Annotated in this window: 26 protein-coding genes and 2 pseudogenes; 26 read left to right on the top strand and 2 right to left on the bottom strand. The window is 38.5% G+C overall.

What is annotated here, in order from left to right; translation table 11 throughout:
• Positions 1-426: 426 nt before the first annotated feature.
• The 3 genes and pseudogenes from cysK (at position 427) to CVD23_RS13805 (ending at position 3,672) form a co-directional block, all read left to right on the top strand.
• Positions 427-1,372: pseudogene (gene cysK / locus CVD23_RS13815) on the top strand (cysteine synthase A).
• A gap of 338 nt (positions 1,373-1,710) precedes the next feature.
• Positions 1,711-2,385 carry a methyltransferase family protein gene (locus tag CVD23_RS13810; RefSeq protein ID WP_101666342.1) on the top strand — a complete coding sequence of 225 codons (675 nt, stop codon included), beginning with the start codon at positions 1,711-1,713 and terminating at the stop codon, positions 2,383-2,385.
• Positions 2,386-2,442: 57 nt separating this feature from the next.
• Positions 2,443-3,672: a DUF438 domain-containing protein gene (locus tag CVD23_RS13805; protein ID WP_101666341.1), complete on the top strand. Its 1,230-nt coding sequence runs from the start codon at positions 2,443-2,445 to the stop codon at positions 3,670-3,672.
• 152 nt (positions 3,673-3,824) lie between these two features.
• Here CVD23_RS13805 and CVD23_RS13800 read toward each other — a convergent pair whose 3' ends face one another.
• Positions 3,825-4,403, bottom strand: a complete 579-nt coding sequence (locus CVD23_RS13800; RefSeq protein WP_101666340.1) for a hypothetical protein — start codon at positions 4,401-4,403, stop codon at positions 3,825-3,827.
• Positions 4,404-4,706: 303 nt separating this feature from the next.
• On the opposite strand from CVD23_RS13800, the gene CVD23_RS13795 reads away from it, so the two are divergent.
• The 4 genes and pseudogenes from CVD23_RS13795 to CVD23_RS13780 form a co-directional block, all read left to right on the top strand.
• Positions 4,707-5,123 carry a cupredoxin domain-containing protein gene (locus tag CVD23_RS13795; protein WP_101666339.1) on the top strand — a complete coding sequence of 139 codons (417 nt, stop codon included), beginning with the start codon at positions 4,707-4,709 and terminating at the stop codon, positions 5,121-5,123.
• 15 nt (positions 5,124-5,138) lie between these two features.
• Complete coding sequence (locus tag CVD23_RS13790; RefSeq protein ID WP_101666338.1) at positions 5,139-5,960, top strand: cytochrome c biogenesis CcdA family protein; 822 nt, start codon at positions 5,139-5,141, stop codon at positions 5,958-5,960.
• Positions 5,961-6,011: 51 nt separating this feature from the next.
• Positions 6,012-6,635 carry a class I SAM-dependent methyltransferase gene (locus CVD23_RS13785; RefSeq protein ID WP_101666337.1) on the top strand — a complete coding sequence of 208 codons (624 nt, stop codon included), beginning with the start codon at positions 6,012-6,014 and terminating at the stop codon, positions 6,633-6,635.
• Between the two features lie 50 nt (positions 6,636-6,685).
• Positions 6,686-6,969 (top strand): annotated as a pseudogene (locus tag CVD23_RS13780) (heavy metal translocating P-type ATPase); the annotation flags it as partial.
• Positions 6,970-7,172: 203 nt separating this feature from the next.
• Here CVD23_RS13780 and cdr read toward each other — a convergent pair.
• Positions 7,173-8,822, bottom strand: a complete 1,650-nt coding sequence (gene cdr, locus CVD23_RS13775) for a CoA-disulfide reductase (RefSeq protein ID WP_101666336.1) — start codon at positions 8,820-8,822, stop codon at positions 7,173-7,175.
• Positions 8,823-9,218: 396 nt separating this feature from the next.
• Here cdr and CVD23_RS13770 point away from each other — a divergent pair, with 396 nt between their 5' ends.
• From CVD23_RS13770 to CVD23_RS13685, 19 genes are all read left to right on the top strand, one after another.
• Positions 9,219-9,602: a DUF302 domain-containing protein gene (locus tag CVD23_RS13770; protein WP_101666335.1), complete on the top strand. Its 384-nt coding sequence runs from the start codon at positions 9,219-9,221 to the stop codon at positions 9,600-9,602.
• Between the two features lie 144 nt (positions 9,603-9,746).
• Positions 9,747-10,112, top strand: a complete 366-nt coding sequence (locus CVD23_RS13765; protein ID WP_101666334.1) for a hypothetical protein — start codon at positions 9,747-9,749, stop codon at positions 10,110-10,112.
• Between the two features lie 28 nt (positions 10,113-10,140).
• Complete coding sequence (locus tag CVD23_RS13760) at positions 10,141-10,404, top strand: metal-sensitive transcriptional regulator (RefSeq protein WP_101666333.1); 264 nt, start codon at positions 10,141-10,143, stop codon at positions 10,402-10,404.
• 106 nt (positions 10,405-10,510) lie between these two features.
• Complete coding sequence (locus CVD23_RS13755) at positions 10,511-10,990, top strand: DsrE/DsrF/DrsH-like family protein (RefSeq protein ID WP_101666332.1); 480 nt, start codon at positions 10,511-10,513, stop codon at positions 10,988-10,990.
• A gap of 42 nt (positions 10,991-11,032) precedes the next feature.
• Entirely contained in the window at positions 11,033-11,392 is a 360-nt protein-coding gene (locus tag CVD23_RS13750; protein ID WP_101666331.1) for a rhodanese-like domain-containing protein, read from the top strand.
• A gap of 12 nt (positions 11,393-11,404) precedes the next feature.
• Positions 11,405-11,701, top strand: a complete 297-nt coding sequence (locus tag CVD23_RS13745; RefSeq protein WP_101666330.1) for a rhodanese-like domain-containing protein — start codon at positions 11,405-11,407, stop codon at positions 11,699-11,701.
• A gap of 48 nt (positions 11,702-11,749) precedes the next feature.
• A complete protein-coding gene (locus CVD23_RS13740; RefSeq protein ID WP_101666329.1) occupies positions 11,750-12,325 on the top strand; it encodes a sulfurtransferase TusA family protein in 576 nt (191 codons plus the stop codon).
• Positions 12,326-12,343: 18 nt separating this feature from the next.
• The gene (locus CVD23_RS13735) at positions 12,344-12,586 is read left to right on the top strand and encodes a glutaredoxin family protein (protein ID WP_101666328.1); all 243 of its coding nucleotides are present in this window, start codon (positions 12,344-12,346) and stop codon (positions 12,584-12,586) included.
• A 2-nt stretch (positions 12,587-12,588) separates the two neighbouring features.
• Positions 12,589-12,984, top strand: a complete 396-nt coding sequence (locus CVD23_RS13730) for a DsrE/DsrF/DrsH-like family protein (RefSeq protein WP_101666327.1) — start codon at positions 12,589-12,591, stop codon at positions 12,982-12,984.
• Between the two features lie 47 nt (positions 12,985-13,031).
• Positions 13,032-14,159: an MBL fold metallo-hydrolase gene (locus tag CVD23_RS13725; RefSeq protein WP_101666326.1), complete on the top strand. Its 1,128-nt coding sequence runs from the start codon at positions 13,032-13,034 to the stop codon at positions 14,157-14,159.
• A gap of 26 nt (positions 14,160-14,185) precedes the next feature.
• Positions 14,186-14,413 carry a sulfurtransferase TusA family protein gene (locus CVD23_RS13720; protein ID WP_101666325.1) on the top strand — a complete coding sequence of 76 codons (228 nt, stop codon included), beginning with the start codon at positions 14,186-14,188 and terminating at the stop codon, positions 14,411-14,413.
• Between the two features lie 49 nt (positions 14,414-14,462).
• Positions 14,463-15,239, top strand: a complete 777-nt coding sequence (locus tag CVD23_RS13715) for a sulfite exporter TauE/SafE family protein (protein WP_101666324.1) — start codon at positions 14,463-14,465, stop codon at positions 15,237-15,239.
• Between the two features lie 940 nt (positions 15,240-16,179).
• Positions 16,180-16,809: a hypothetical protein gene (locus CVD23_RS22550; protein WP_374702641.1), complete on the top strand. Its 630-nt coding sequence runs from the start codon at positions 16,180-16,182 to the stop codon at positions 16,807-16,809.
• A gap of 48 nt (positions 16,810-16,857) precedes the next feature.
• Positions 16,858-17,298: a 5'-nucleotidase C-terminal domain-containing protein gene (locus CVD23_RS22545; RefSeq protein WP_257988459.1), complete on the top strand. Its 441-nt coding sequence runs from the start codon at positions 16,858-16,860 to the stop codon at positions 17,296-17,298.
• The gene (locus tag CVD23_RS22540) at positions 17,276-17,446 is read left to right on the top strand and encodes a hypothetical protein (RefSeq protein ID WP_257988458.1); all 171 of its coding nucleotides are present in this window, start codon (positions 17,276-17,278) and stop codon (positions 17,444-17,446) included. The genes CVD23_RS22545 and CVD23_RS22540 overlap by 23 nt, the downstream gene beginning before the upstream one ends.
• Positions 17,447-17,710: 264 nt before the next feature.
• On the top strand, positions 17,711-18,112 hold the full coding sequence (locus tag CVD23_RS13700; RefSeq protein ID WP_101666323.1) for a DsrE/DsrF/DrsH-like family protein: 402 nt from the start codon (positions 17,711-17,713) through the stop codon (positions 18,110-18,112).
• An 87-nt stretch (positions 18,113-18,199) separates the two neighbouring features.
• Positions 18,200-18,439, top strand: a complete 240-nt coding sequence (locus CVD23_RS13695) for a sulfurtransferase TusA family protein (protein ID WP_101666322.1) — start codon at positions 18,200-18,202, stop codon at positions 18,437-18,439.
• Positions 18,440-18,477: 38 nt separating this feature from the next.
• The gene (locus CVD23_RS13690; protein WP_101666321.1) at positions 18,478-19,617 is read left to right on the top strand and encodes an NAD(P)/FAD-dependent oxidoreductase; all 1,140 of its coding nucleotides are present in this window, start codon (positions 18,478-18,480) and stop codon (positions 19,615-19,617) included.
• Between the two features lie 14 nt (positions 19,618-19,631).
• Positions 19,632-20,192, top strand: coding sequence for a hypothetical protein (locus CVD23_RS13685; RefSeq protein ID WP_101666320.1), 561 nt, complete (start codon positions 19,632-19,634; stop codon positions 20,190-20,192).
• Positions 20,193-20,349 lie beyond the last annotated feature (157 nt).

The raw sequence follows: 20,349 nt of genomic DNA, 5'->3' as shown, positions 1-20,349 counted from the left end.
GCTACGCCATTATCTGGATGAGAAGGGAAATAATTCTCCTACAAACATTTTACTCATACTGAATAGAAATGGGATGTCATGGTGGCCATAAAAATCACAATTCCCATCACAGTGACAGAAATCATCGTCGACCATATGGAAGAGGTGGACACGGCATGGGAGGAAGCTGGCTTTGGGTTCTGGCAGGTGTGGCTGTTGTAGTTTATTTCCTAGTTAGATAAAGCTTAAGTATAAGAAGGCTGGTTTGATAAATACCAACCTTCTTACTTTTCTACAGCTATGCCTCAAATATAATTTAATTTGCACAATTAAATAAAGCTACAGGATTTTCTTATCTGATTTTCAGTTTTCTTTAAGTGTATTCTCATGATAATCAAATAGGATAACAATTGACATACCCCATCTATAGTCGGGGAGGAACAAAACATGGCAAAGATATCGGAACGACTCAAAATCGCCCAAAATATCACGGAATTGATAGGCCGTACCCCATTAATTCGATTGAATAAGATCAGCAACCTAACAGGTGTCGAAGTTCTCGGCAAACTGGAATATTTTAATCCGCTTGGCAGCGTAAAGGACCGAATCGGAATTGCCATGATTGATGCTGCGGAAAAACAAGGCTTGATTACTAAAGACAATCATTATCGAACCAACCAGCGGAAATACCGGCATCGCGCTCGCTTTCGTTTGTGCCGCGAAAGGATACCGATGCAAGCTTGTCATGCCTGAAACAATGAGCATAGAGCGCCGAAACTTGCTCAAAGCCTTGGGTGCGGAATTGGTATTAACTGAAGGGGCCAACGGCATGAAAGGAGCTATCGAAACAGCGGAACAATTGGTAAATCAGACTCTCGGAGCATTTATGCCGCAACAATTTAAAAATGGGGCGAATCCGGAGATACACCGAACCACGACTGCTGAGGAAATATGGGAGGATACTAACGGTGAAGTGGATATCCTGATCAGCGGGATTGGAACCGGGGGAACTATTACCGGAATTTCCGAAGTATTGAAAGCTAGAAAACCTTCCTTCTATTCCATTGCGGTCGAACCCGCATCTTCGCCGGTTTTATCGGAAGGGAAGCCAGGAACGCACAAAATACAGGGTATTGGAGCGGGATTTATACCAGTTGTTCTCAATACACGTGTTTATGATGAAGTGATTCAGGTTCCAAATGAAGATGCTTTTGGCGCATCACGATTGATTGCTAGAGAAGAAGGAATACTGGTCGGCATCTCGTCAGGAGCCGCGCTTCATGCCGCCGCCGTGGCTGCATGTCGTCCAGAATTGAAGGGAAAAACAATGGTTGTTATCTTGCCGGATACCGGGGAAAGATACCTGTCTACTGCACTGTTTCAGGAAGAATAAATAAATTTGACAACTAATTATTTAGATATAGCAAGATTATAGTGGAGAATCCCTTAAACTAAATATCCCGATCGCATCTTTTGGTGCGATTTTTTTGATCGATTTTTATTTATATTCTACTTAGGCTAGATTCAGTTCTTCTTATGTTATTGACTTACTATTAAATTGTAAATATTTACACCATATGAACACCAGCCATTGGCTGTCGTTGCCTCATTTTAAGCATCACCAAAACTGTTTACGGGGGGTGATCCAGATTCTATAAGCAGAGACTTGATGCTCTTTACCGGATAAATTTAAGTCTTTTAATTTAATTGTTTTTAAAGGAGGAGAATATTATGCATGGTGTGGAACAAAACGCCTATGGCTTATGGCTTGCTGTCATATTCAATGTAGTTATCTTTGGTTTATTTACCTACTCTGCATTTAAACCTGCAACAAAAAGGGACTGGAGGACTTTCGGGGCGTTTACAGCATTTATTGTGGCTTTGTTTAGTGAAATGTTCGGTTTTCCGCTAACGATTTATATTCTAACTTCGATTTTTGGCAGAAACTACCCTGTATTCGACCCATTCTCTCATTCGAATGGACATTTATGGGTAGCACTAGCCGGAGGCTCACCGATTCTGTTTAATATTCTACATCCATTGAGCAATATCCTCATTTTCGCGGGGCTCATCATTATCACTATTGGTTGGAGAGGGATACATTCCGGAAACGGTGATTTGATAAAAAATGGTATTTATCGGTTTGTACGCCATCCACAATATAGCGGTTTTATGTTAACAATCATCGGATTTCTTGTCCAGTGGCCAACAATCATCACATTAATCATGGCTCCAATTTTAATGATTATGTATACAAGACTGGCAATGAAAGAAGAAAAGGCCATGATCGACACCTTCGGAAACGAATACATGGAGTATATGAAGAAAGTACCCAGGTTTTTCCCCAAGCTGCTAAACGCAACTGGAAAGAGACATAAGGAAAACAACGGTCAATTCAATCTTTAAAGATCCTGATTTTTTGTTTGTGCGGTAAATCTATCAAAAAGAAAAGGGAGAATATATATGAGTGAAATGATCAATAACCGTGAACAACTGCATAAGGATAAATCGGAACGGCATGAGATTTTGAAAGAAATCATTAAAGCCTTGCATCATGGAGCAAGTGTCGAAGAAGTTAAAGCTCAATTTGAAGAAGCTGTCGGGAATATCACTGTTGCGGAAATTTCGCAAATGGAGCAATCCTTAATGGAGGAAGAAGGTATTCCCGTAGAAGAAGTCCAGCGTTTGTGTTCTGTGCATACGGCGATTTTCAAAGGGTCGATTGATGAAATTCATCGTCCGGATCATCCTGAATTCCAGCCGGGCCACCCTGTCCATACATTTAAGCTTGAAAATAAAGAAATTGATTTGCTTGTCAATTTTAAAATTAAGCTACACCTCGAACGTTTTGAACGAGAAGACAACGATAAACATGTCTTTAAATTAATCGAAGACTTAAATCTCTTGTTGGATATTGATAAACATTACAGCAGGAAAGAGAATTTGCTTTTCCCTTATCTAGAAAAGTACGGTATTTATGGTCCAACCCAGGTAATGTGGGGAATAGATGACTGTATTCGCGAAGCTATTAAAGACGCCAAACAAAAATTGATCAAATATCAAGGAGATAGATTAGCTGTTGTTGACGTTATAAATTACGTGATGCGTGAAGTAAAGGAGATGATTTTTAAGGAGGAAAATATTTTATTCCCGATGGCACTGGAAACATTAGCAGAAGATGAATGGATCAAAATTGCTTATGAAAGCGATGAAATCGGATATTGCTTAACAGCTCCGGCGGGCAAGTGGCAACCAGAAAGGAAAGCTTTGCCAGAAGTAGAATTATCGGAAGGGTTTGTCCGATTAGAAACAGGATTTCTATCGCTAAAGCAATTAGATTTGATGTTGAACCATTTACCGGTAGACATTACCTTTATCGATAAAGATGATGTAGTACGCTATTTCTCTCACGGGAAGGAACGTATTTTTGCCCGGACAAAAGCGGTCATCGGCAGAACAGTCCAAAACTGTCATCCCCCTAAAAGTGTCCATATTGTAGAACAGCTTTTAGAAGATTTCAAAGCAGGAAATAAAGACAGTGAAGATTTCTGGATAAAGCTCCATGACAAATACGTATATATCCGTTATTTCGCGGTCCGGGATGAGAATGGAGAATATACTGGCACCATTGAATTCACACAAAACATTAGACCGATTCAAGAAATTGAAGGAGAAAAACGAATTCTTTCATAAATGGAGAGGTGGAGATCAGCATGAATGAACAGATTAGCGGATAAAAAACTTTAAGGAAAGTAGTCCCCTGAGCTTCTTAACAGGGGACTTTTAACTAACAATTAGCAAACTGAATGGCCCTGATGGTGAACATTCACAGTTAATACTGGCTGTTAGTTTTGCTCCATCAACTGATGGTTGTTGTGGTTTAAATTTGCCGGAGTCCACTCTTTATCAAGCTGGTTGCCGAAAATTAGGTAAGCAGTAAGAAAGAGGAAAGTTAAGATCGGTTTAAGAAGCCATTTTTTATCAAGATTATGCGGTTCTTTTCCTAAAGGTTTTTGCAAGATTTGAAACAATAGCAAGCAACTAACTGACAGAGTAAGAAAAATATTTATCATAAATATTGATTGATTTTGAGTAATCATTTCTCCCAGCATAGCACCCATCATCCCGCCCATTAATCCCGACATAAACCCTTCGAGTAAAGGCAGAACCCCGAGAGCAAAACCTGAAGCCGCCCCAGCAAGAATGCCAGTAAGAATGGAGAGGATAGTAGAAAAGTAAAGATTCCCTTGAAAAAGTGAACCAAATAAAACTCCTCCTGTTAATCCGACATTCATTCCTGTCGTCATTGATATCGCCATTCCTGCCATACCTCTTATTCTGCTTTTAAAGTGAAAGGCCATGATGACTGTTGAAATTGTCACCAAAGAAAGCGTGGCCAGGACAAAGTAATAAAACCAGCTCATATGATTGACGCCCCCTTATACTTGCTATATGATATGCCCTTTTGTGACAAGCCATACCAGATATTTAGAAAAGTAAAAAAGAAGAGGCTGGCTGATATTAACGGTTTAATAGATCAAAGGATTCTTATCTTCTTCTAAGATTGTTCTCAGTCACCATTAAGGTTTCTTTCCTACGATATGATGTAGTGTGATATATCGGAATGCAAAATCGGGGTAAAGTGAAAAGAAATCGTTTAGCCCAGGTAGTGTGATTAATAATTATTCCACTTGAAAAGCTAAATTAACAGGTTGGAGATGTAGCTCATGCAAAAAGGGACAATTAAGACGTTTACATTAGGAATGATTTTTACTGCAATCATCATTGCAGCGATTATTCCTATTGGCTTGAATATTGCTGACGGTGTTGGAAGTGAAGACAAAGAAAGTGGTACCCGGATGGAGATTTCTATGGCTGGGTTCAATCCTTCGATCATTCGTGCGAAGCTAGGAGAGGAAATCACGCTTCAATTAGTGAATCCGGATAATTCTGCTCACTCAGACGGTGGCGGATGGCATCAGTTTGCCAGCGACGAATTAAATTTCGATTATAAACTTGCGCCCGAAACATCGAAGACCGTTACATTGAAGTTTGATAAAGCCGGCGAATATGAATTTTATTGTGATATATGCTGTGGAGGTCGGGAAAACCCTTCGATGCAAGGAAAAATAATTGTTACCTGACTTGAGGAGTAAATCATGAAATTACCTTTATACTCTACTGTGATTGGTTTGTTTACTTTTTTTATGTTGTTTTTTATTTCTTTTGTGTTTAAACAGAGTGCCTTAACTACAAGTGTGGAAGCAACATCGAGTATCATGATCCTGATAGGATTAATGTTTTTGGCGGGAATATTGGATGGATTTAATCCTTGCGCCTTCAGTACTCTATTGCTATGGTCAGGCTTTTTATTAAATCGTTTTGGCCAGGAAGTGGGAAGTAGCCTTGATATTGAAAAGCAACAGAAAAATATTTTAAGCTATGCATTCTTTTATGCGCTTGGAATTTTTCTAATATATTTTCTGCTTGGAATTGGCATACTGGAGTTATTCCGGTTAAAATCAATACAAACAACTTTATTGGTGCAAATCGCCGGACTTGTCGTCGTTGTTCTTGGAGTTTTGATGATTCGCGATTCGTTTTTCTCCCATGCAAAAGCGCTCATTAAAATGCCGGCTATTTTACATCCACTCTATAAGAAATACAGTGAACCAGCCACTAAGTTTGGCAGCTTTCTGAGTGGAATTGTGATCGGTCTCTGCAGCGTTCCATGCGGAGGAGCTGTCTATATGGCGATATTATTAATCATTCAATCGAAACCATTTGTGGTGAAGTACCCGCTTTTATTCGTTTATAATATCGGCTTTATATTGCCCGTCGTCATTTTAGCGTTAGTACTCGCCAATAAAAAACTTTTACAGACGTTAAGCCGTGACTTTATTTTATTGAGAAGTAAACTAAAAGTAATCATTGGCGTCATTACAATTTTACTTGGGTTTTCTTCAATTATTTTGGCATAGGACCCGAGCAATATCGGTCTAAAACATCACATGTGAACGAGGAGTGCTATTTTGAAATCTAATATAAATGAAAAAATCAAAAAGCGCTATAACCGGATATCGGGAATTTATGAAATAATGGATCGGATGATCAAAGAACAATGGAGACAGGATTTGTTGTCACAAGTCTCGGGAAAAGTGCTTGAGGCAGGGATAGGAATTGGGGCAAACCTGGCCTATTATCCTGCAGATATTATTTCTCTGACAGGCGTTGACTTTAGTAAGGGTATGCTCAAACATGCTGATGCCAAGCTGGAAAATGCGGATTTTAATTATCCTGTTAAATTAACTGAAGCGGACATTCAGGAGTTACCTTTTCCTGACAATACCTTTGATTCGATCGTGTCGACCTGTGTGTTTTGTTCGGTTCCTGATCCTGTCCAGGGCCTTAAAGAGTTAAGAAGAGTGTGCAAACCAAACGGGCACGTTTATATGCTCGAGCATATGAGAAGTAAAAATATTGTGGCAGGACTTGCAATGGATTTGTTGAATCCTATAACAGTAAGATTATGGGGAGCCAACATAAATCGGGAAACGCTGGACAATATTAAACTTGCCGGATTGAAAATGGAAGAGAATGAACAATTGATGGGGACGATTGTCAGGAAGCTGGTATTAACTCCTTACAAGAAATAAAGGTAACACATGAAAGGGTTATTATGATCCTTGCTTGTAAAGGTAGACGAATCGCGATTGGAACCGGTACAGATATTGCCATTTAAACAACGCATGTTATTCTTGTTAAAAGCAACCCTGAAGATCGGTGAGCCTGATCCATTAATCAAGAGTAACCGATCGGAAAATGATCCAGAATTTATGGTGGGCAGCAGGTTACAATATGATTGCTATCCCACTTGCTGCAGGTGTTCTTTACAACTTCGGAATTGTATTGAGTCCTGCTGTTGGAGCCGTTTTAATGTCGTTGAGCACTGTGATTGTCGCGATAAATGCCAAGTTGTTAAAAATATAATCTAAAGGAAAACAAAAATCTACAAAACCTAATCCTTACCATATTAATAAGGATTAGGTTTTTTGGGGTAAGCTCATTAATACGCAATCTATTAGATTTCCTTAAATAATATTATCAGTGTCGCTTGGCTTATTACTGTTGTCTACAATCGACCTGAGTAGTTACAATAGATTAATAATTTCTTTTAGACCACTTAGGCAGTTTTAGCTGTTAATAACTAAGGAGTAGGTTTTCCAGCCTCCATCCAAATTTTTCACTTTATATCCATTGGATACTAAAATTCTTGATGCCAGGTAACCTCTTAGACCGACTTGGCATGAGACATAAATAGTTTCTTCTTTCGGAAGTTCATGTATACGAGTACGAATTTCTCCAAGAGGAATATTTATTGAACCTTTTATATAACCCCATTCTCTTTCAATCGGTTCACGAACGTCAATTAACAAGCCGCCATTATCAACGATTTGATCAATTTCATTCCATTGAACTGTTTCAATACCGTCTACTAGTATATTGTTGGCAACGTAGCCTGCCATATTAACAGGGTCTTTAGCAGATGAAAATGGTGGTGCATAGGCGAGTTCAAGTTCAGCAAGGTCCAATACAGTTAATCCACCTTTAATGGCGGTTGCAATTACATCAATCCGTTTGTCGACACCGTCCTTTCCTACAGCTTGGGCTCCGTAAATTTTCCCGGAATTTTGATCGAATATCAGCTTTAAGGCTATTGGAAAAGCTCCAGGATAATAACCGGCATGGGAACCAGGATGAATATGAACCACTTTGAAATCAATCCCTAATCGTTTTAACACCTTTTCATTATTTCCTGTCGCAGCAACTGTTAAATCAAAAACTTTTGCAATAGAAGTTCCTAATGTACCGCGGTATTTTTCCTTCTTTCCATAGATGTTATTAGCAACAATTCTCCCCTGTTTATTGGCAGGTCCGGCGAGCGGGATCATCGCAGGAATTCCACTTATATAATCGGTTACTTCAATGGCATCACCAATTGCATAAATATTTGCGTCATTCGTTTGAAGATATTCATTAACTTTGATTCCACCGCGTTCACCAATCGTAAGACCTGCACCCGCTGCGAGTGTATTTTCTGGTTTAACACCGATTGACAAAATAATGAGCTCTGTGTTGATCTTTTTTCCGCTCGATAAAATTACAGTTCTTCCCTGATTTTCAAACGACTGAACACCATCTTCCAAAATCAAATTTACTCCTTTTTCGATAAGATGGTTTTGGACAATCGTGGCCATTTCATAATCCAGCGGTGCCATCACCTGGTTTGCCATTTCAACAAGTGTCACATGCACACCACGGTCAACCAGATTCTCTGCCATCTCCAGCCCTATGAATCCACCGCCTACAACGACTGCTTCTGTTGGATTCTCATGGTCGATATAGGCCTTGATTTTATCAGTATCCGGGATATTACGAAGGGTAAAAACATTATCTGCATCATTAAGTCCAGTAATGGGAGGAACAATTGGTTTTGCCCCGGGCGATAGGATTAACACATCATAACTCTCTTCAAATGTTTCATTTGTTTTTAGATTTTTTACCAATACCGTTTTCTCATTACGATTAATTTTCGTAACTTCACTTAAATTTCGAATATCTAAATTGAATTTTTTACTCATTCCTTCAACAGTTTGAACCAAAAGCTCTTCTCTGTTTTTTATGGTCTCGCCAATGTAGTAGGGCAACCCGCAGTTTGCAAAAGAAATATGTTCTCCTCTTTCAAATAGAATAATTGTTGAATTTTCGTCTAATCTGCGCATTCTTGCTGCGGCTGAAGCGCCTCCAGCAACTCCACCAACAATTAAGATTTTTTTACTCATATATATTACGCTCCTTAAAACAATTTTATACGGATACCCGTATACCTCAGATTAGAAAATGATGATACAGACTTTGGATTAACTTGCAAATATAAGATGTTCATACCATAAAGTAGGTTTTCACATGCTCTTAATGACTTGAGATTTCAATTCAATGTAGGATACTTCTTTAAAAATAAGTGAATGATACTGTTGGACACTTCATCTAAAGTATGTTTACAATTATAATAATTTAGAAAATGATTATTAAATTTTCGGGAAATTTATAGTGGCAAGGAGTCAAAAGATATGGAGCAATTTTTTCTGGAGAATGGACTTAAATCTACTGCGATCTCATTAAATAAGGCAATCTATGCTTTAGTAATTGATATGAAATAAAAATGAGAGGAGAATAATATGTTTGATTATACTGTTGAAACCAATAAAAGTATCGATGACGCCATTAAAAGTTTAGAGGAAAATTTAAAAGAAGAAAAATTTGGCATTCTATGGATGTTTGATATTAAAGAAAAGCTCGAAGAAAAAGGGCTTGAGTTCCAAAAAGAGTTTAAAGTATTAGAAGTATGTAATCCACATGAAGCACAAAAAGTATTAAATGAAAATGGGATGGCGGGATACTTTTTGCCCTGTAAGCTAGTTGTTTATGAAGATAAGCATCAAACTAAAATAGGGATGCCAAAACCAACAGCACTTATAAGCATGCTGAATGATGATAAACTGAAACAACTTGCAAAAGACATTGAAAATCGATTGATTAGCTGTATCGATAAAAGTATATAAGGTGTAAAGGCGGATGTATGTTTGTAATTCATACATCCGCCTTCTCTATTTAAATTGGAAGTTTGTCATTGACAATATACCCTAACGGGTATAAAATTAAATCTTGTAAAACTATTTTCTCAACTTTGTAACGAGGAGGTTCTGATGACATTTCTTGTTTTAATTATATTGGGTGTTATGATTGTAAATATTTATAAAAGGTATATACCAGTATCCGGAGTGCGCAATATTTATTGGTTTAATCATGATTTGGAAATTATTAATATTGTTGATTTAAGGGATTATAATGTAGCTTATAAGAACCCTATCCTGGGATCAATCAATATTCCGGTCGCTTATTTGAAAAGACATTACACGGAAATCCAAAATAGCAGCATCCATGTAGTTGCGTCAGACCAACTTGAAAAAAATATGGGCATCCGGTTTTTGCGCAGAAAAGGTATTCGGGTTGTTGGATATACTGTTACAGATAATTGCAAAATAAACTTAAAGGAAATACAATTACCATAAAAACTGCGTATCAGGAAGGTGGGGGAAAATGGATTACAATGAACAAATGAAAAATAGAGTAAAACGTATTGAAGGGCAGTTAAGAGGGATTTTAAGAATGATGGAAGAAAATAATGATTGCAAGGATGTTATTACTCAGCTATCGGCAGCTAGAACTGCAATTGATCGAACAATAGGTGTAGTCGTTAGTTCAAATCTAGTTGAGTGTGTACGAAATGCAAATGAAGAGGGAGATAAAAATACAGAAGAATTAGTAAAAGAGGCAGTAAACCTACTCGTCAAGAGTCGATAAACAATAAAAAGGGTTGACACCCTTTTTTATTTTTAATATCATTATACCCATAGGGGTAATGGTAAAAATAAAAATTTACCCTCATAAAACAACAGGGAGGATTAACATGGCAGAAAAGAAAAAAACAACGATTGTATTATTCAGCGGGGATTATGATAAAGCAATGGCAGCTTATATTATTGCAAACGGTGCTGCTGCATATGATCACGAAGTAACGATATTTCATACCTTTTGGGGTTTAAACGCTCTGAGAAAAGATGAACCCAACACAGTTAAGAAAAACTTTATGGAAAAGATGTTTGCGAAAATGATGCCTAGAGGTGCCGATAAAATGGGACTTTCTAAGATGAATTTTGCTGGAATAGGTCCGAAAATGATTAAAGACGTTATCAAAAAACACAATGCGATGCCGCTTCCGCAGCTAATTGAAATGGCACAAGAACAAGATGTTAAGCTTGTTGCCTGTACGATGACGATGGATCTTTTAGGCCTGAAGCAAGAAGAGCTATTGGATAGTATTGAGTATGCAGGTGTGGCAGCTTATTTAGCGGATGCTGAAGAAGGCAATGTAAATCTGTTTATCTAACCGCAGGGGTACGCACTCCTGCATAAAAAAGGAGGAAGTAACTTGGAGTTTATTAATATATTGCTTTTATCATTAGTTATTCTCTTTATCATACAACGGTTTGTACCTGCAAAAGGTGTTAGACAAATAACAACAGCTGATTTAAAAAGCGAAATGCAAGACAAGAATAAGCAGTTCGTTGATGTCCGAACACCTGAAGAGTTCAAGGGGAATCATATCCCAGGATTTAAAAATATCCCTCTACATCAACTTTCACAAAAAACGGAGGGGCTTTCCAAAGATAAAGAAGTAGTAGTTATTTGCCAAAGTGGAATGAGGAGCCAAAAGGCAAGTAAGATCTTAAAAAAATCAGGATTCACAAGAGTGACCAATGTTAAAGGCGGCGTAAGTGCTTGGAGATAAGGAGTGAACAACATGAAACAATTAACTGTAAAAGAAGTAGAAAATTTATTAAAAGAGGGCAATTCTTTGAACTTAATTGATGTCCGTGAAGTGGATGAGGTGAAATCAGGGAAAATTCCTGGAGCGATTAATATTCCACTTGGTTTATTGGAATTTCGCATCCATGAATTAGACAAAACAAAAGAATATATTTTGGTTTGCCGTTCAGGGGCGAGAAGCGGCCGTGCTTCACAGTTCCTTGAAAGTTATGGATATAATGTGATTAATATGACAGGCGGAATGCTTGCCTGGGAAGGCAATATAGAGTGATTTTTTAATTAAGTATATACCCACCATGGTAAAAAACAGGAGGTTATTATGGAATCATTAAAAACAAACCTTGTTTTAGATGCAAAAGGGTTAGCATGCCCGATGCCAATTGTTAAAACAAAGAAGGCTATGAATGAACTGGAGGCAGGCCAAGTATTAGAAGTTCAAGCAACTGATAAAGGTTCAAAAGCTGACATTAAAGCATGGGCTCAAAGTTCAGGACATCAATATATTGGTACAGTTGAAGAAGGAGAAGTTTTAAAGCATTATTTAAGAAAAGCATCTGGTGAAGAAACCATCGAACGAAAACATCCAAATGTGGCCAATAATGAAGAACTTGAAAAGAAGCTGCAAGCAAATGAAAACATTGTTGTTCTTGATGTACGGGAATCAGCCGAATATGCCTTTAATCATATCCCAAATGCAATATCTATTCCTTTGGGTGAATTGGAAGACCGTCTTGATGAATTAAACAAAGAGGATGAAATCTATGTTGTATGCCGTACAGGAAACCGCAGCGATTTTGCCGCACAAAAGTTAGCAGAAAAAGGATTTAATAAAGTGATTAATGTAGTACCGGGAATGAGCGGTTGGACTGGACAATCTACCAGTATAAATGGCTAAGAGGAGGCTTTTGCAGAAATGAATTCAATAACAGTTTATACAACAACAAGATGTCCATATTGTGTAATGTTAAAGAACTTTTTATCAGACCAAAACGTTCCATTTAAAGAAGTGAATGTTGAAACAAATCCTAAAATCATGCTGCAACTTGTCAAAACCACTGGACAAATGGGAGTACCACAGACTGAGGTAAACGGAAAATGGATCGTAGGTTTTGATCCAAATAACATAATGATGACTTTGAAAAACGAGGAGGAATAATGATGAATAAAAAAGTAGCAATTATTGCAAGTAATGGCGGATTATTTGATGCATATAAGGTGTTTAATATCGCGACAGCAGCTGCTGCAACCGACCAGGAAGTAGCCATTTTCTTCACATTTGAAGGGTTGAACTTAATTCATAAAGAAGCGCACAAACAACTTCCGATGCCTGAAGGAAAAGAACACTTTGCAGAAGGTTTTGCAAAAACAAATGTCCCGGCTATTCCTGAAATGGTCGCAATGGCGCAAGAAATGGGCGTCACATTCATCGGTTGTCAGATGACAATGGATGTTATGGGATTGGAGAAAGACTCTTTTGTTGATGGAATTGAAGTAGGTGGGGCTGTAACCTTTTTGGAGTTTGCTAAAGATGCCGATGTAACACTGACATTTTAAATAGCCATATTTTTTTATAATAAATTATACCACAGGGGGTAAAGAAGATGCCTGTTAATGAAATGACATCGAAGGAATTAACAAAAAAAGTATTTAATAAAGAAGAATTATTTATTTTTGATGTACGTAATGAAACTGAATTTGAAGATTGGAAAATTGAAGGAGAAAACTTTACCCATTTAAATATTCCATATTTTGAATTGCTTGATGGTGTAGAAGGAATTATCGAAAAAATTCCGACTGATAAAGAAATTTTGGTCGTATGTGCCAAGGAAGGTTCATCCATTTTAATAGCTGATATGCTTTCTGAAAAAGGTTTAACAGTTTCTTACCTAAAAGGTGGAATGAAAGCTTGGAGCGAACATTTGGAACCTGTTAAAGTGGGAGATTTAAAAGATGGAGGCGAAATCTATCAGTTTGTGCGCATCGGTAAAGGATGCCTATCTTATATGGTTGTTTCAAACGGTGAGGCTGCAATTATCGATTCTACACGTATGACCGACATCTATCTACAATTTGCGGAAAGCATGGATGTAAATATAACACATGTATTTGATACACACCTTCATGCAGATCACATTTCCGGGGGACGGCAGATTGCTGAAAAAACAAACGCAACTTACTGGCTGCCACCGAAGGATGCAACAGAAGTAACGTTTGATTACCAGCCATTGGAAGGTGGTAATGATGTGACAGTTGGGAACACAACCATTAATATTCATGCTTTGTATTCTCCAGGTCACACGATTGGATCAACGTCTTTTGTAGTTGATGAAAAATTCTTGCTTTCTGGGGATATCCTTTTCATCGACTCGATTGGAAGACCAGACCTTGCTGGTTTGGCAGAAGATTGGGTGGGCGATCTAAGAGAAACACTTTATAAACGCTACAAAGAATTATCCGAAGAACTAATTGTTCTTCCAGCCCATTTTATGATCATTGATGAATTGAATGAAGATGGTAGTGTTTCTGAAAAGCTGGGTACGTTGTTTGCACAAAATCATGGGCTAAACATTGAAGATGAAAATGAATTTAGGAAATTAGTAACAGAAAATTTACCGCCACAGCCAAATGCATATCAAGAAATTCGCGAAACTAATATGGGGAAAATAAACCTTGAAGAAGAAAAACAGCGTGAAATGGAAATCGGGCCAAATCGCTGTGCGGTTCGATAAATCAAAATAATAGGAGGATTTTAATTGTGAAAGTAACAAAAGTATTGGATGCAAAAGGATTAGCATGTCCAATGCCGATTGTCAAAACAAAAAAAGCAATGAATGAGCTTGAGGTTGGTCAAATTTTGGAAATTCATGCAACGGACAAAGGTGCCAAAAATGACCTCACTGCTTGGGCAAAATCGGGTGGACATGAACTTATAAAACACGAAGAAGACAATGACGTCTTTAAGTTTTGGCTTAAAAAAGGGTAAAATAAGAGGGAACCATTCAGGTTCCCTTTTCTTAAAGGGAGGAAAGACGATGGAATTTTCATTCATTATCACCATCTTCTTAATTGGATTTATAGGTTCTTATGTTTCAGGAATGGTAGGAATTGGCGGTTCGATTATCAAATATCCGATGCTTCTTTATATTCCGCCATTATTTGGCTTAGCAGCATTTAGTGCCCACGAAGTTTCCGGAATAAGCGCAGTTCAAGTGTTTTTTGCGACGATAGGCGGAGTTTGGGCATATCGAAAAGGCGGATATTTAAATAAAACATTAATCGGTTACATGGGTGTTAGTATTTTAATGGGCAGTTTTGCAGGTGGATTTGGTTCAAAGATAATGACAGAGGGTGGAATCAATTTAGTTTATGGCATTTTGGCTTTAATTGCAGCTGTCATGATGTTTATCCCTAAAAAAGGCATTGACGATATTCCTCTTGATCAGGTGAAATTTAATAAATGGCTTGCTGCATCACTTTCACTAATCGTAGGTATTGGAGCTGGTATTGTAGGAGCAGCAGGTGCGTTTTTATTAGTGCCTATTATGCTGGTCGTTTTAAAGATTCCAACGAGAATGACGATTGCATCCTCTTTAGCGATTACCTTTATTTCCTCAATAGGTGCAACGGTTGGGAAGATTACAACAGGACAAGTGGAATTCCTGCCAGCATTAATTATGGTAGTGGCGAGCTTAATCGCTTCACCGCTTGGGGCTGTGGCCGGGAAAAAGGTAAATACAAAAGTATTACAAGTTATTTTAGCTTTATTAATTTTAGGGACAGCGATTAAGATTTGGATGGATATATTATAAGTTTCGGGTAAGTGTGAATGTAAGGGTGTAGCTTATAGATCTAGAAAGAAGGGTGTCAATTTGGCTGGCAAGCGATTAATCTATTTTGCATCATTAAGTTCAAATGTCCCCTTTGTATTAAAGGAAGCTCTACAAATGGCAGATCAACAAAATGAAGTGACCATTTTTTTCGATCTTGATGGTGCTCGAGTTTGAGATCAAAGATATCTAAAAAAAAGGGATTTTCTCTATCCAGCTGACCAGGTACCCATTAAATGGGTTTTAAATGAAGCCGTTTCTGCAGACCTTTTTGTCCACTTTTAAATTTTATAAGGAAACAAGGTGATTAATGTGAAAAATCAAGCTTCAAAAAACTGTGGAAATAGAACTTGAGGAATCAGTAAGACAGAACCCAAAATGAAAAAAGTTCCGCCAATATGACCCGGGGTTCTGGTTTGGCTCCTGGTAGGAGTCATAATATTGATTCTAAAAATATTATGAAACAGATTTTAATGGTTACTTTAGCAGTTAGAAATATTTTTAATAACACATTTAATCATTGACCAATCAGAAAGTGGATTGGTTCTTTTTTATTTGGTTTCATCACTTTTCTTTAGGCTTTTCTGTTTAAGAACTTTATGAAAATAGGGGGAAGGCAGTGTGGAATTCAAGTTCGAAAGCTGGAATAAACATTAGAGGAAAGAAACGTTAAAGCAAACAACAATAAAAATATACAGACTTGTAAAGGCCTACTCTAATCAAAAATGGGTAAAATAAAGCAAATTGCTTTAAGGAGGCATATTATGAGGAAGGAAATCACGATCATTCAACAAAATGATACCCATGGCAGCTTAGAGTTACATAACGAGCTATTTTGGAGTTCGGACGGTCCAGTATAAAAAAAAGTCGGGGGATTTTCAAGGATCAGCCAATATATAAATGAAGTAAAAAGCCAAATGTATTGTTTTTTGATGGCGGCGATTTATTTCACGGGACTCTACCCTTAGTTACAACGCAAGGAACTTCGCTGCTTCCAGCTTTACAAAAGATGAACGTGGATGGCTTTGTGCCGGGGAACTGGGATTTCGCTTACGGGAAAGAACAACTGAAATCCCTCGTTGATAGCCTCCCTTTTCCAACCCTATTATCTAACGTTTTAGATGAAAACACAGCCCAGCCCTTTTTATATCCCTATATAATCAAAGAACTTCAGGGAGTCAAAGTTGGAATCATTGGAATGACGTATCCTTTTGTAGACCAAACCATGCCCGACACTTTTTCAAAAGGGCTTTCGTTTTCGATTGGTGTGAAGGAGACAGAGCGGATTGTAGAAACGATCCGAGGAGATGTTGATCTGGTCATAATATTAAGTCATATGGGGCTGCCGCTTGACGTAAAATTAGCCTCTTTAGTAAAGGGTATTCATGTGATCTTATCCGGGCATAGCCATGACAGGGTGATTCAGCCGATTTTTCAGGACGAAACACTGATCGTACAGGCTGGATCCAGCTCCTCTTTTATAGGGAGGCTGGATATAACGGTAGACAATAAAAAATTGCTAATTACAACTATGAACTCATTCCCGTTTTAGAACATTTTAAAGAAGATAAGGAAATGACGGATATCATCAGTACCATTATTGAACCCTATCAAAAGTAAAGCCGAGATTGTCGGCAGGACAAATTCAATTCTCCATCGAATGACATTAAACGAAGCTCCTATGGATCGTTTGATTACAGATTCGTATTTGCATTCCTACGATTGTGATCTTACCTTTTCACATGGCTGGAGGTACGGTACACCGATTGCTCCCGGTCCAATCAGCATGGATGATTTGCATAGTATCATTCCAACTAATCCTGAGATGTTTACGTTGGAAATGGACGGACATCGTTTATTAAAAGCAATCGAAAAAAACTTGGAACAGGTGTTTTCAGCAGATCCATTCAAGCAAAAGGGCGGGTACATTCTGCGTTCATCCGGTTTGTTTATGACGCTAAAACCCTACAATCCAGAAGGGAATCGAATTCAAAGCTTACAAATAGGGTGGCCAGGAAGTGGAATTAACCAAAACGTATAAAATCGTCGGGGGAGGCCGGCAGCTTTTCAAAGAGTCCGAAGACGCTAAATCCTATAAAGGGGTACATGCGATCGACATTATTAAGTCCTATTTGAATGGTAAAAAAATGGTTAGTTTTGAAAGCGAACAGCAAATCATAAGTGTTTAAAATAAAAGACGTGGCTGTCATGTCTCGGCCTGATGAGAGACCCCCCATTTCAAATTTTCGATTTGAAATGGGGGGTTCTGTTTTCTCCTGCTCAAATAGTTGGGAAATGCTGCATGTCATTTGTTTCTGTTTAACCCTATCTCTGCCTTGTTTTGTCACTTTTTAGATGCGAAAAGTTCACACAATAGAAACAGACATAGATATAGGGGTATGGGTATAATAACGGTGTAAGAAAAATACTTAGTTATCTGGGAGGAAATTGCTATGGAACAGCAGGTACCATCTTTAGCGATTATTTTATTATCTGAAAATCTTGAAAAGCTGCATGCTGGTTCATTAGTAGGATCTGTTGCTTCTATGTCAGGAATGACAGTAAATGTATTCGTGACGATGAACGCACTGAAGGCTTTTAAAAAGGAAAACTTTGAAAACGAAAACTTTGTAACTGGCACAATCGGAAAAGAAATGCTTGCGAAGAAGATTCCTTTGTTTAACGAATTGCTGAAGGGAGGCAAGGAAAACGGTGTTCTCCATATTTATGGATGCGCGCTTGCAATGGATATTATGGGCTGGGAAAAAGAAGATATGGTTGATATCTTTGATGATGTTATCGGTGTAACGAAGTTTTTGGGAATGGCGCAGGGAGCACAAGTTATCACTATGTGATTCGCGGATGAGGGAAAAAAGAATAGGGCCGATGATTCTTTTTTTCCACTCGTGCAAAATTTATTTAACTAACGTGGAGGTAAGATCATGAGTGAAGCGGTCGTAACTAAATCAATTGATGCAAGAGGAGCATATTGCCCCGGTCCGTTAATGGAACTTGTAAAAGGAATTAAAAAAGGAGCCATTGGCGATGTCATCGAAGTTATTTCTACTGATAAAGGATCAGCCAAAGACATTCCTGAATGGGTAAACAAAATGGGCCACGAAATCGTATACAGAAAAAATGATGGAGATGAATTCAGAATTGCGGTCAGAAAAGCAAAATGAAATCTTACCATGAAGACCGAAATAAAGAGGTGTAATCAATGAAGAACAGAATCGTCGTGCTTGGCGGCGGAAGTGCAGGAACAATGGTTGCGAACAAGCTTGCAAGGCAGCTTGGCGAGCGAGTGAAAAACGGTGAAGCTGAAGTTGTGCTTATTTCAAATACTGAAAGGCATATTTACCAGCCGGGATACTTGTTTATCGCTTTTAACGAAAAGCCTTCTGAACACTTTATCCGCAAGCAAGAAACCCTTGTACACAGGCATGTAAACTTGGTATTTGACGATATTATTAAAATCGTGCCGGAAAAGAAAATGGTAGCATCTGCAAAAATCCAATACCCATATGATTATCTGGTTATTGCAACGGGATCACATCTGGATTTCGACAGTGTCCCGGGGCTGAAAGAAGGAGCACATAATTTCTATAGTCTTGAAGGTGCGGAGCGTTTGCGTGATGATCTTGCTGCCATGGAAAAAGGACGGATTATGATTACCGTTGATGTTCCGCACAAATGTCCGGCTGCGCCGCTTGAGCTTGCCTTGATGCTGGATGATTATTTCCGCAAGCATGGAAAACGCAAAGACATTGAGATTAAGTACACGTATCCCATCGGAAGAATTCACTCACTTGCTCCGGTCGCTGAATGGGCACTGCCGGAGTTTGAAAAGCGAGACATCAAATACGAAACCTTCTTTAACCTCGAAGAAGTTGACCCTAAGCGCAAAGTCGCGATTACGATGGACGGCGAGGAACATGAGTATGATATGCTCATTGCCATTCCTGCTCATACAGGTGCAAAAGCAGTTATCGATTCAGGAATCGGTGATGAATCAGGATTTATTCCTACAGGCCGCTCTAATTTGAAAATGATAGGACGGGATGATATCTATGTTATTGGAGATGCGACCAACCTGCCTGTAAGCAAAGCAGGATCGACTGCTCATTATCAGTCAGAATCGCTTGTGGCGAATATTATCAGCCGTCTAAATGGTCTCCCGGAAACTGCCGTATATAACGGCAAGGTTGCCTGTTTCCTTGAAAACAGCCTGGATGATGCAAGCATGATCACTTTTGATTACAATCACCCTCCAAAGCCCGCAGCGACTTCCGACCTGTTTCACTGGTTTAAAGCTGTTTATAATGAGCTTTACTGGTTAAATGCTAAAGGAATTTTATAGAAGGGGTGGGTACAATGGCTTTGGAAACACCTCAATCACAAATAATTGAACAAGACCAGCTTAGAAGCTTCACTGATGCAGTTTTAAAGGGGATTACCGCTGAAATGGTGTCTTCGATGGCCGAAAAAGGCGTTAAAGTGGTTGAAATGGCCGATGATATTCTCCAACCCGAAACGATCTCTCTTTTAAAGATCCTTCCGGAAGTGAGTGCAAGCCTGGAACGAACTTTAATGGAAGTCAAACGTCTTGAAGAATCCGGTGTGTTAAAGTCTTTGATGCAGCTGGCAGATTTAGCCGCAAGCATGAAACAAGGCATGACAGGGTCTATGGTAACGGATATGGCTGAAAAAGCCGTCAGCGGCGTAGAAATCGCGGACTCATTAATCCAGCTTGGAGCGCTTGACTTAGTCGAAGGCATGCTTAAAGCATTCGATGAAGCTAAAAAGGACAGAGCTGGAAAAGCTCCGCTAACTTCCATGCAGCTTATGAAGGCTATGACAAGCAAGGAAACACGAGAAGGTATGAGCTTACTGGTTTCATTTCTAAAATTTTTGCCAAATGAATTAGCCAAATAGAAGATATAAAAAGAGAGCAACATGCCAGGATACTCTTAAGGGGTACCCTGTTTTTTTGCCTGCTTTTTATGGTTTGCAGCCTTTTTGCCAAAAAAATCTCAGAATGGCGGTAAATCGCCTGCCTGTTTAGTTTAGGATTATAAAAGATAGATATAAT

It is taken from the genome of Bacillus sp. V33-4, from assembly GCF_002860225.1.
Lineage (GTDB): Bacteria > Bacillota > Bacilli > Bacillales > Cytobacillaceae > Bacillus_BJ > Bacillus_BJ canaveralius.
The sequence above is the reverse complement of the archived record's forward strand: the minus strand, read 5'-3'. Positions and strand labels throughout refer to the sequence as shown.

Bases quoted from the DNA above. Each gene is read 5' to 3' on its own strand.
- CVD23_RS13810 (WP_101666342.1), top strand. From the start codon at position 1,711: ATGCATGGTGTGGAACAAAACGCCTATGGCTTATGGCTTGCTGTCATA.
- CVD23_RS13805 (WP_101666341.1), top strand. From the start codon at position 2,443: ATGAGTGAAATGATCAATAACCGTGAACAACTGCATAAGGATAAATCG.
- CVD23_RS13800 (WP_101666340.1), bottom strand. From the start codon at position 4,403: ATGAGCTGGTTTTATTACTTTGTCCTGGCCACGCTTTCTTTGGTGACA.
- CVD23_RS13795 (WP_101666339.1), top strand. From the start codon at position 4,707: ATGCAAAAAGGGACAATTAAGACGTTTACATTAGGAATGATTTTTACT.
- CVD23_RS13790 (WP_101666338.1), top strand. From the start codon at position 5,139: ATGAAATTACCTTTATACTCTACTGTGATTGGTTTGTTTACTTTTTTT.
- cdr (WP_101666336.1), bottom strand. From the start codon at position 8,822: ATGAGTAAAAAAATCTTAATTGTTGGTGGAGTTGCTGGAGGCGCTTCA.
- CVD23_RS13770 (WP_101666335.1), top strand. From the start codon at position 9,219: ATGTTTGATTATACTGTTGAAACCAATAAAAGTATCGATGACGCCATT.
- CVD23_RS13765 (WP_101666334.1), top strand. From the start codon at position 9,747: ATGACATTTCTTGTTTTAATTATATTGGGTGTTATGATTGTAAATATT.
- CVD23_RS13760 (WP_101666333.1), top strand. From the start codon at position 10,141: ATGGATTACAATGAACAAATGAAAAATAGAGTAAAACGTATTGAAGGG.
- CVD23_RS13755 (WP_101666332.1), top strand. From the start codon at position 10,511: ATGGCAGAAAAGAAAAAAACAACGATTGTATTATTCAGCGGGGATTAT.
- CVD23_RS13745 (WP_101666330.1), top strand. From the start codon at position 11,405: ATGAAACAATTAACTGTAAAAGAAGTAGAAAATTTATTAAAAGAGGGC.
- CVD23_RS13740 (WP_101666329.1), top strand. From the start codon at position 11,750: ATGGAATCATTAAAAACAAACCTTGTTTTAGATGCAAAAGGGTTAGCA.
- CVD23_RS13735 (WP_101666328.1), top strand. From the start codon at position 12,344: ATGAATTCAATAACAGTTTATACAACAACAAGATGTCCATATTGTGTA.
- CVD23_RS13730 (WP_101666327.1), top strand. From the start codon at position 12,589: ATGAATAAAAAAGTAGCAATTATTGCAAGTAATGGCGGATTATTTGAT.
- CVD23_RS13725 (WP_101666326.1), top strand. From the start codon at position 13,032: ATGCCTGTTAATGAAATGACATCGAAGGAATTAACAAAAAAAGTATTT.
- CVD23_RS13715 (WP_101666324.1), top strand. From the start codon at position 14,463: ATGGAATTTTCATTCATTATCACCATCTTCTTAATTGGATTTATAGGT.
- CVD23_RS13700 (WP_101666323.1), top strand. From the start codon at position 17,711: ATGGAACAGCAGGTACCATCTTTAGCGATTATTTTATTATCTGAAAAT.
- CVD23_RS13695 (WP_101666322.1), top strand. From the start codon at position 18,200: ATGAGTGAAGCGGTCGTAACTAAATCAATTGATGCAAGAGGAGCATAT.
- CVD23_RS13690 (WP_101666321.1), top strand. From the start codon at position 18,478: ATGAAGAACAGAATCGTCGTGCTTGGCGGCGGAAGTGCAGGAACAATG.
- CVD23_RS13685 (WP_101666320.1), top strand. From the start codon at position 19,632: ATGGCTTTGGAAACACCTCAATCACAAATAATTGAACAAGACCAGCTT.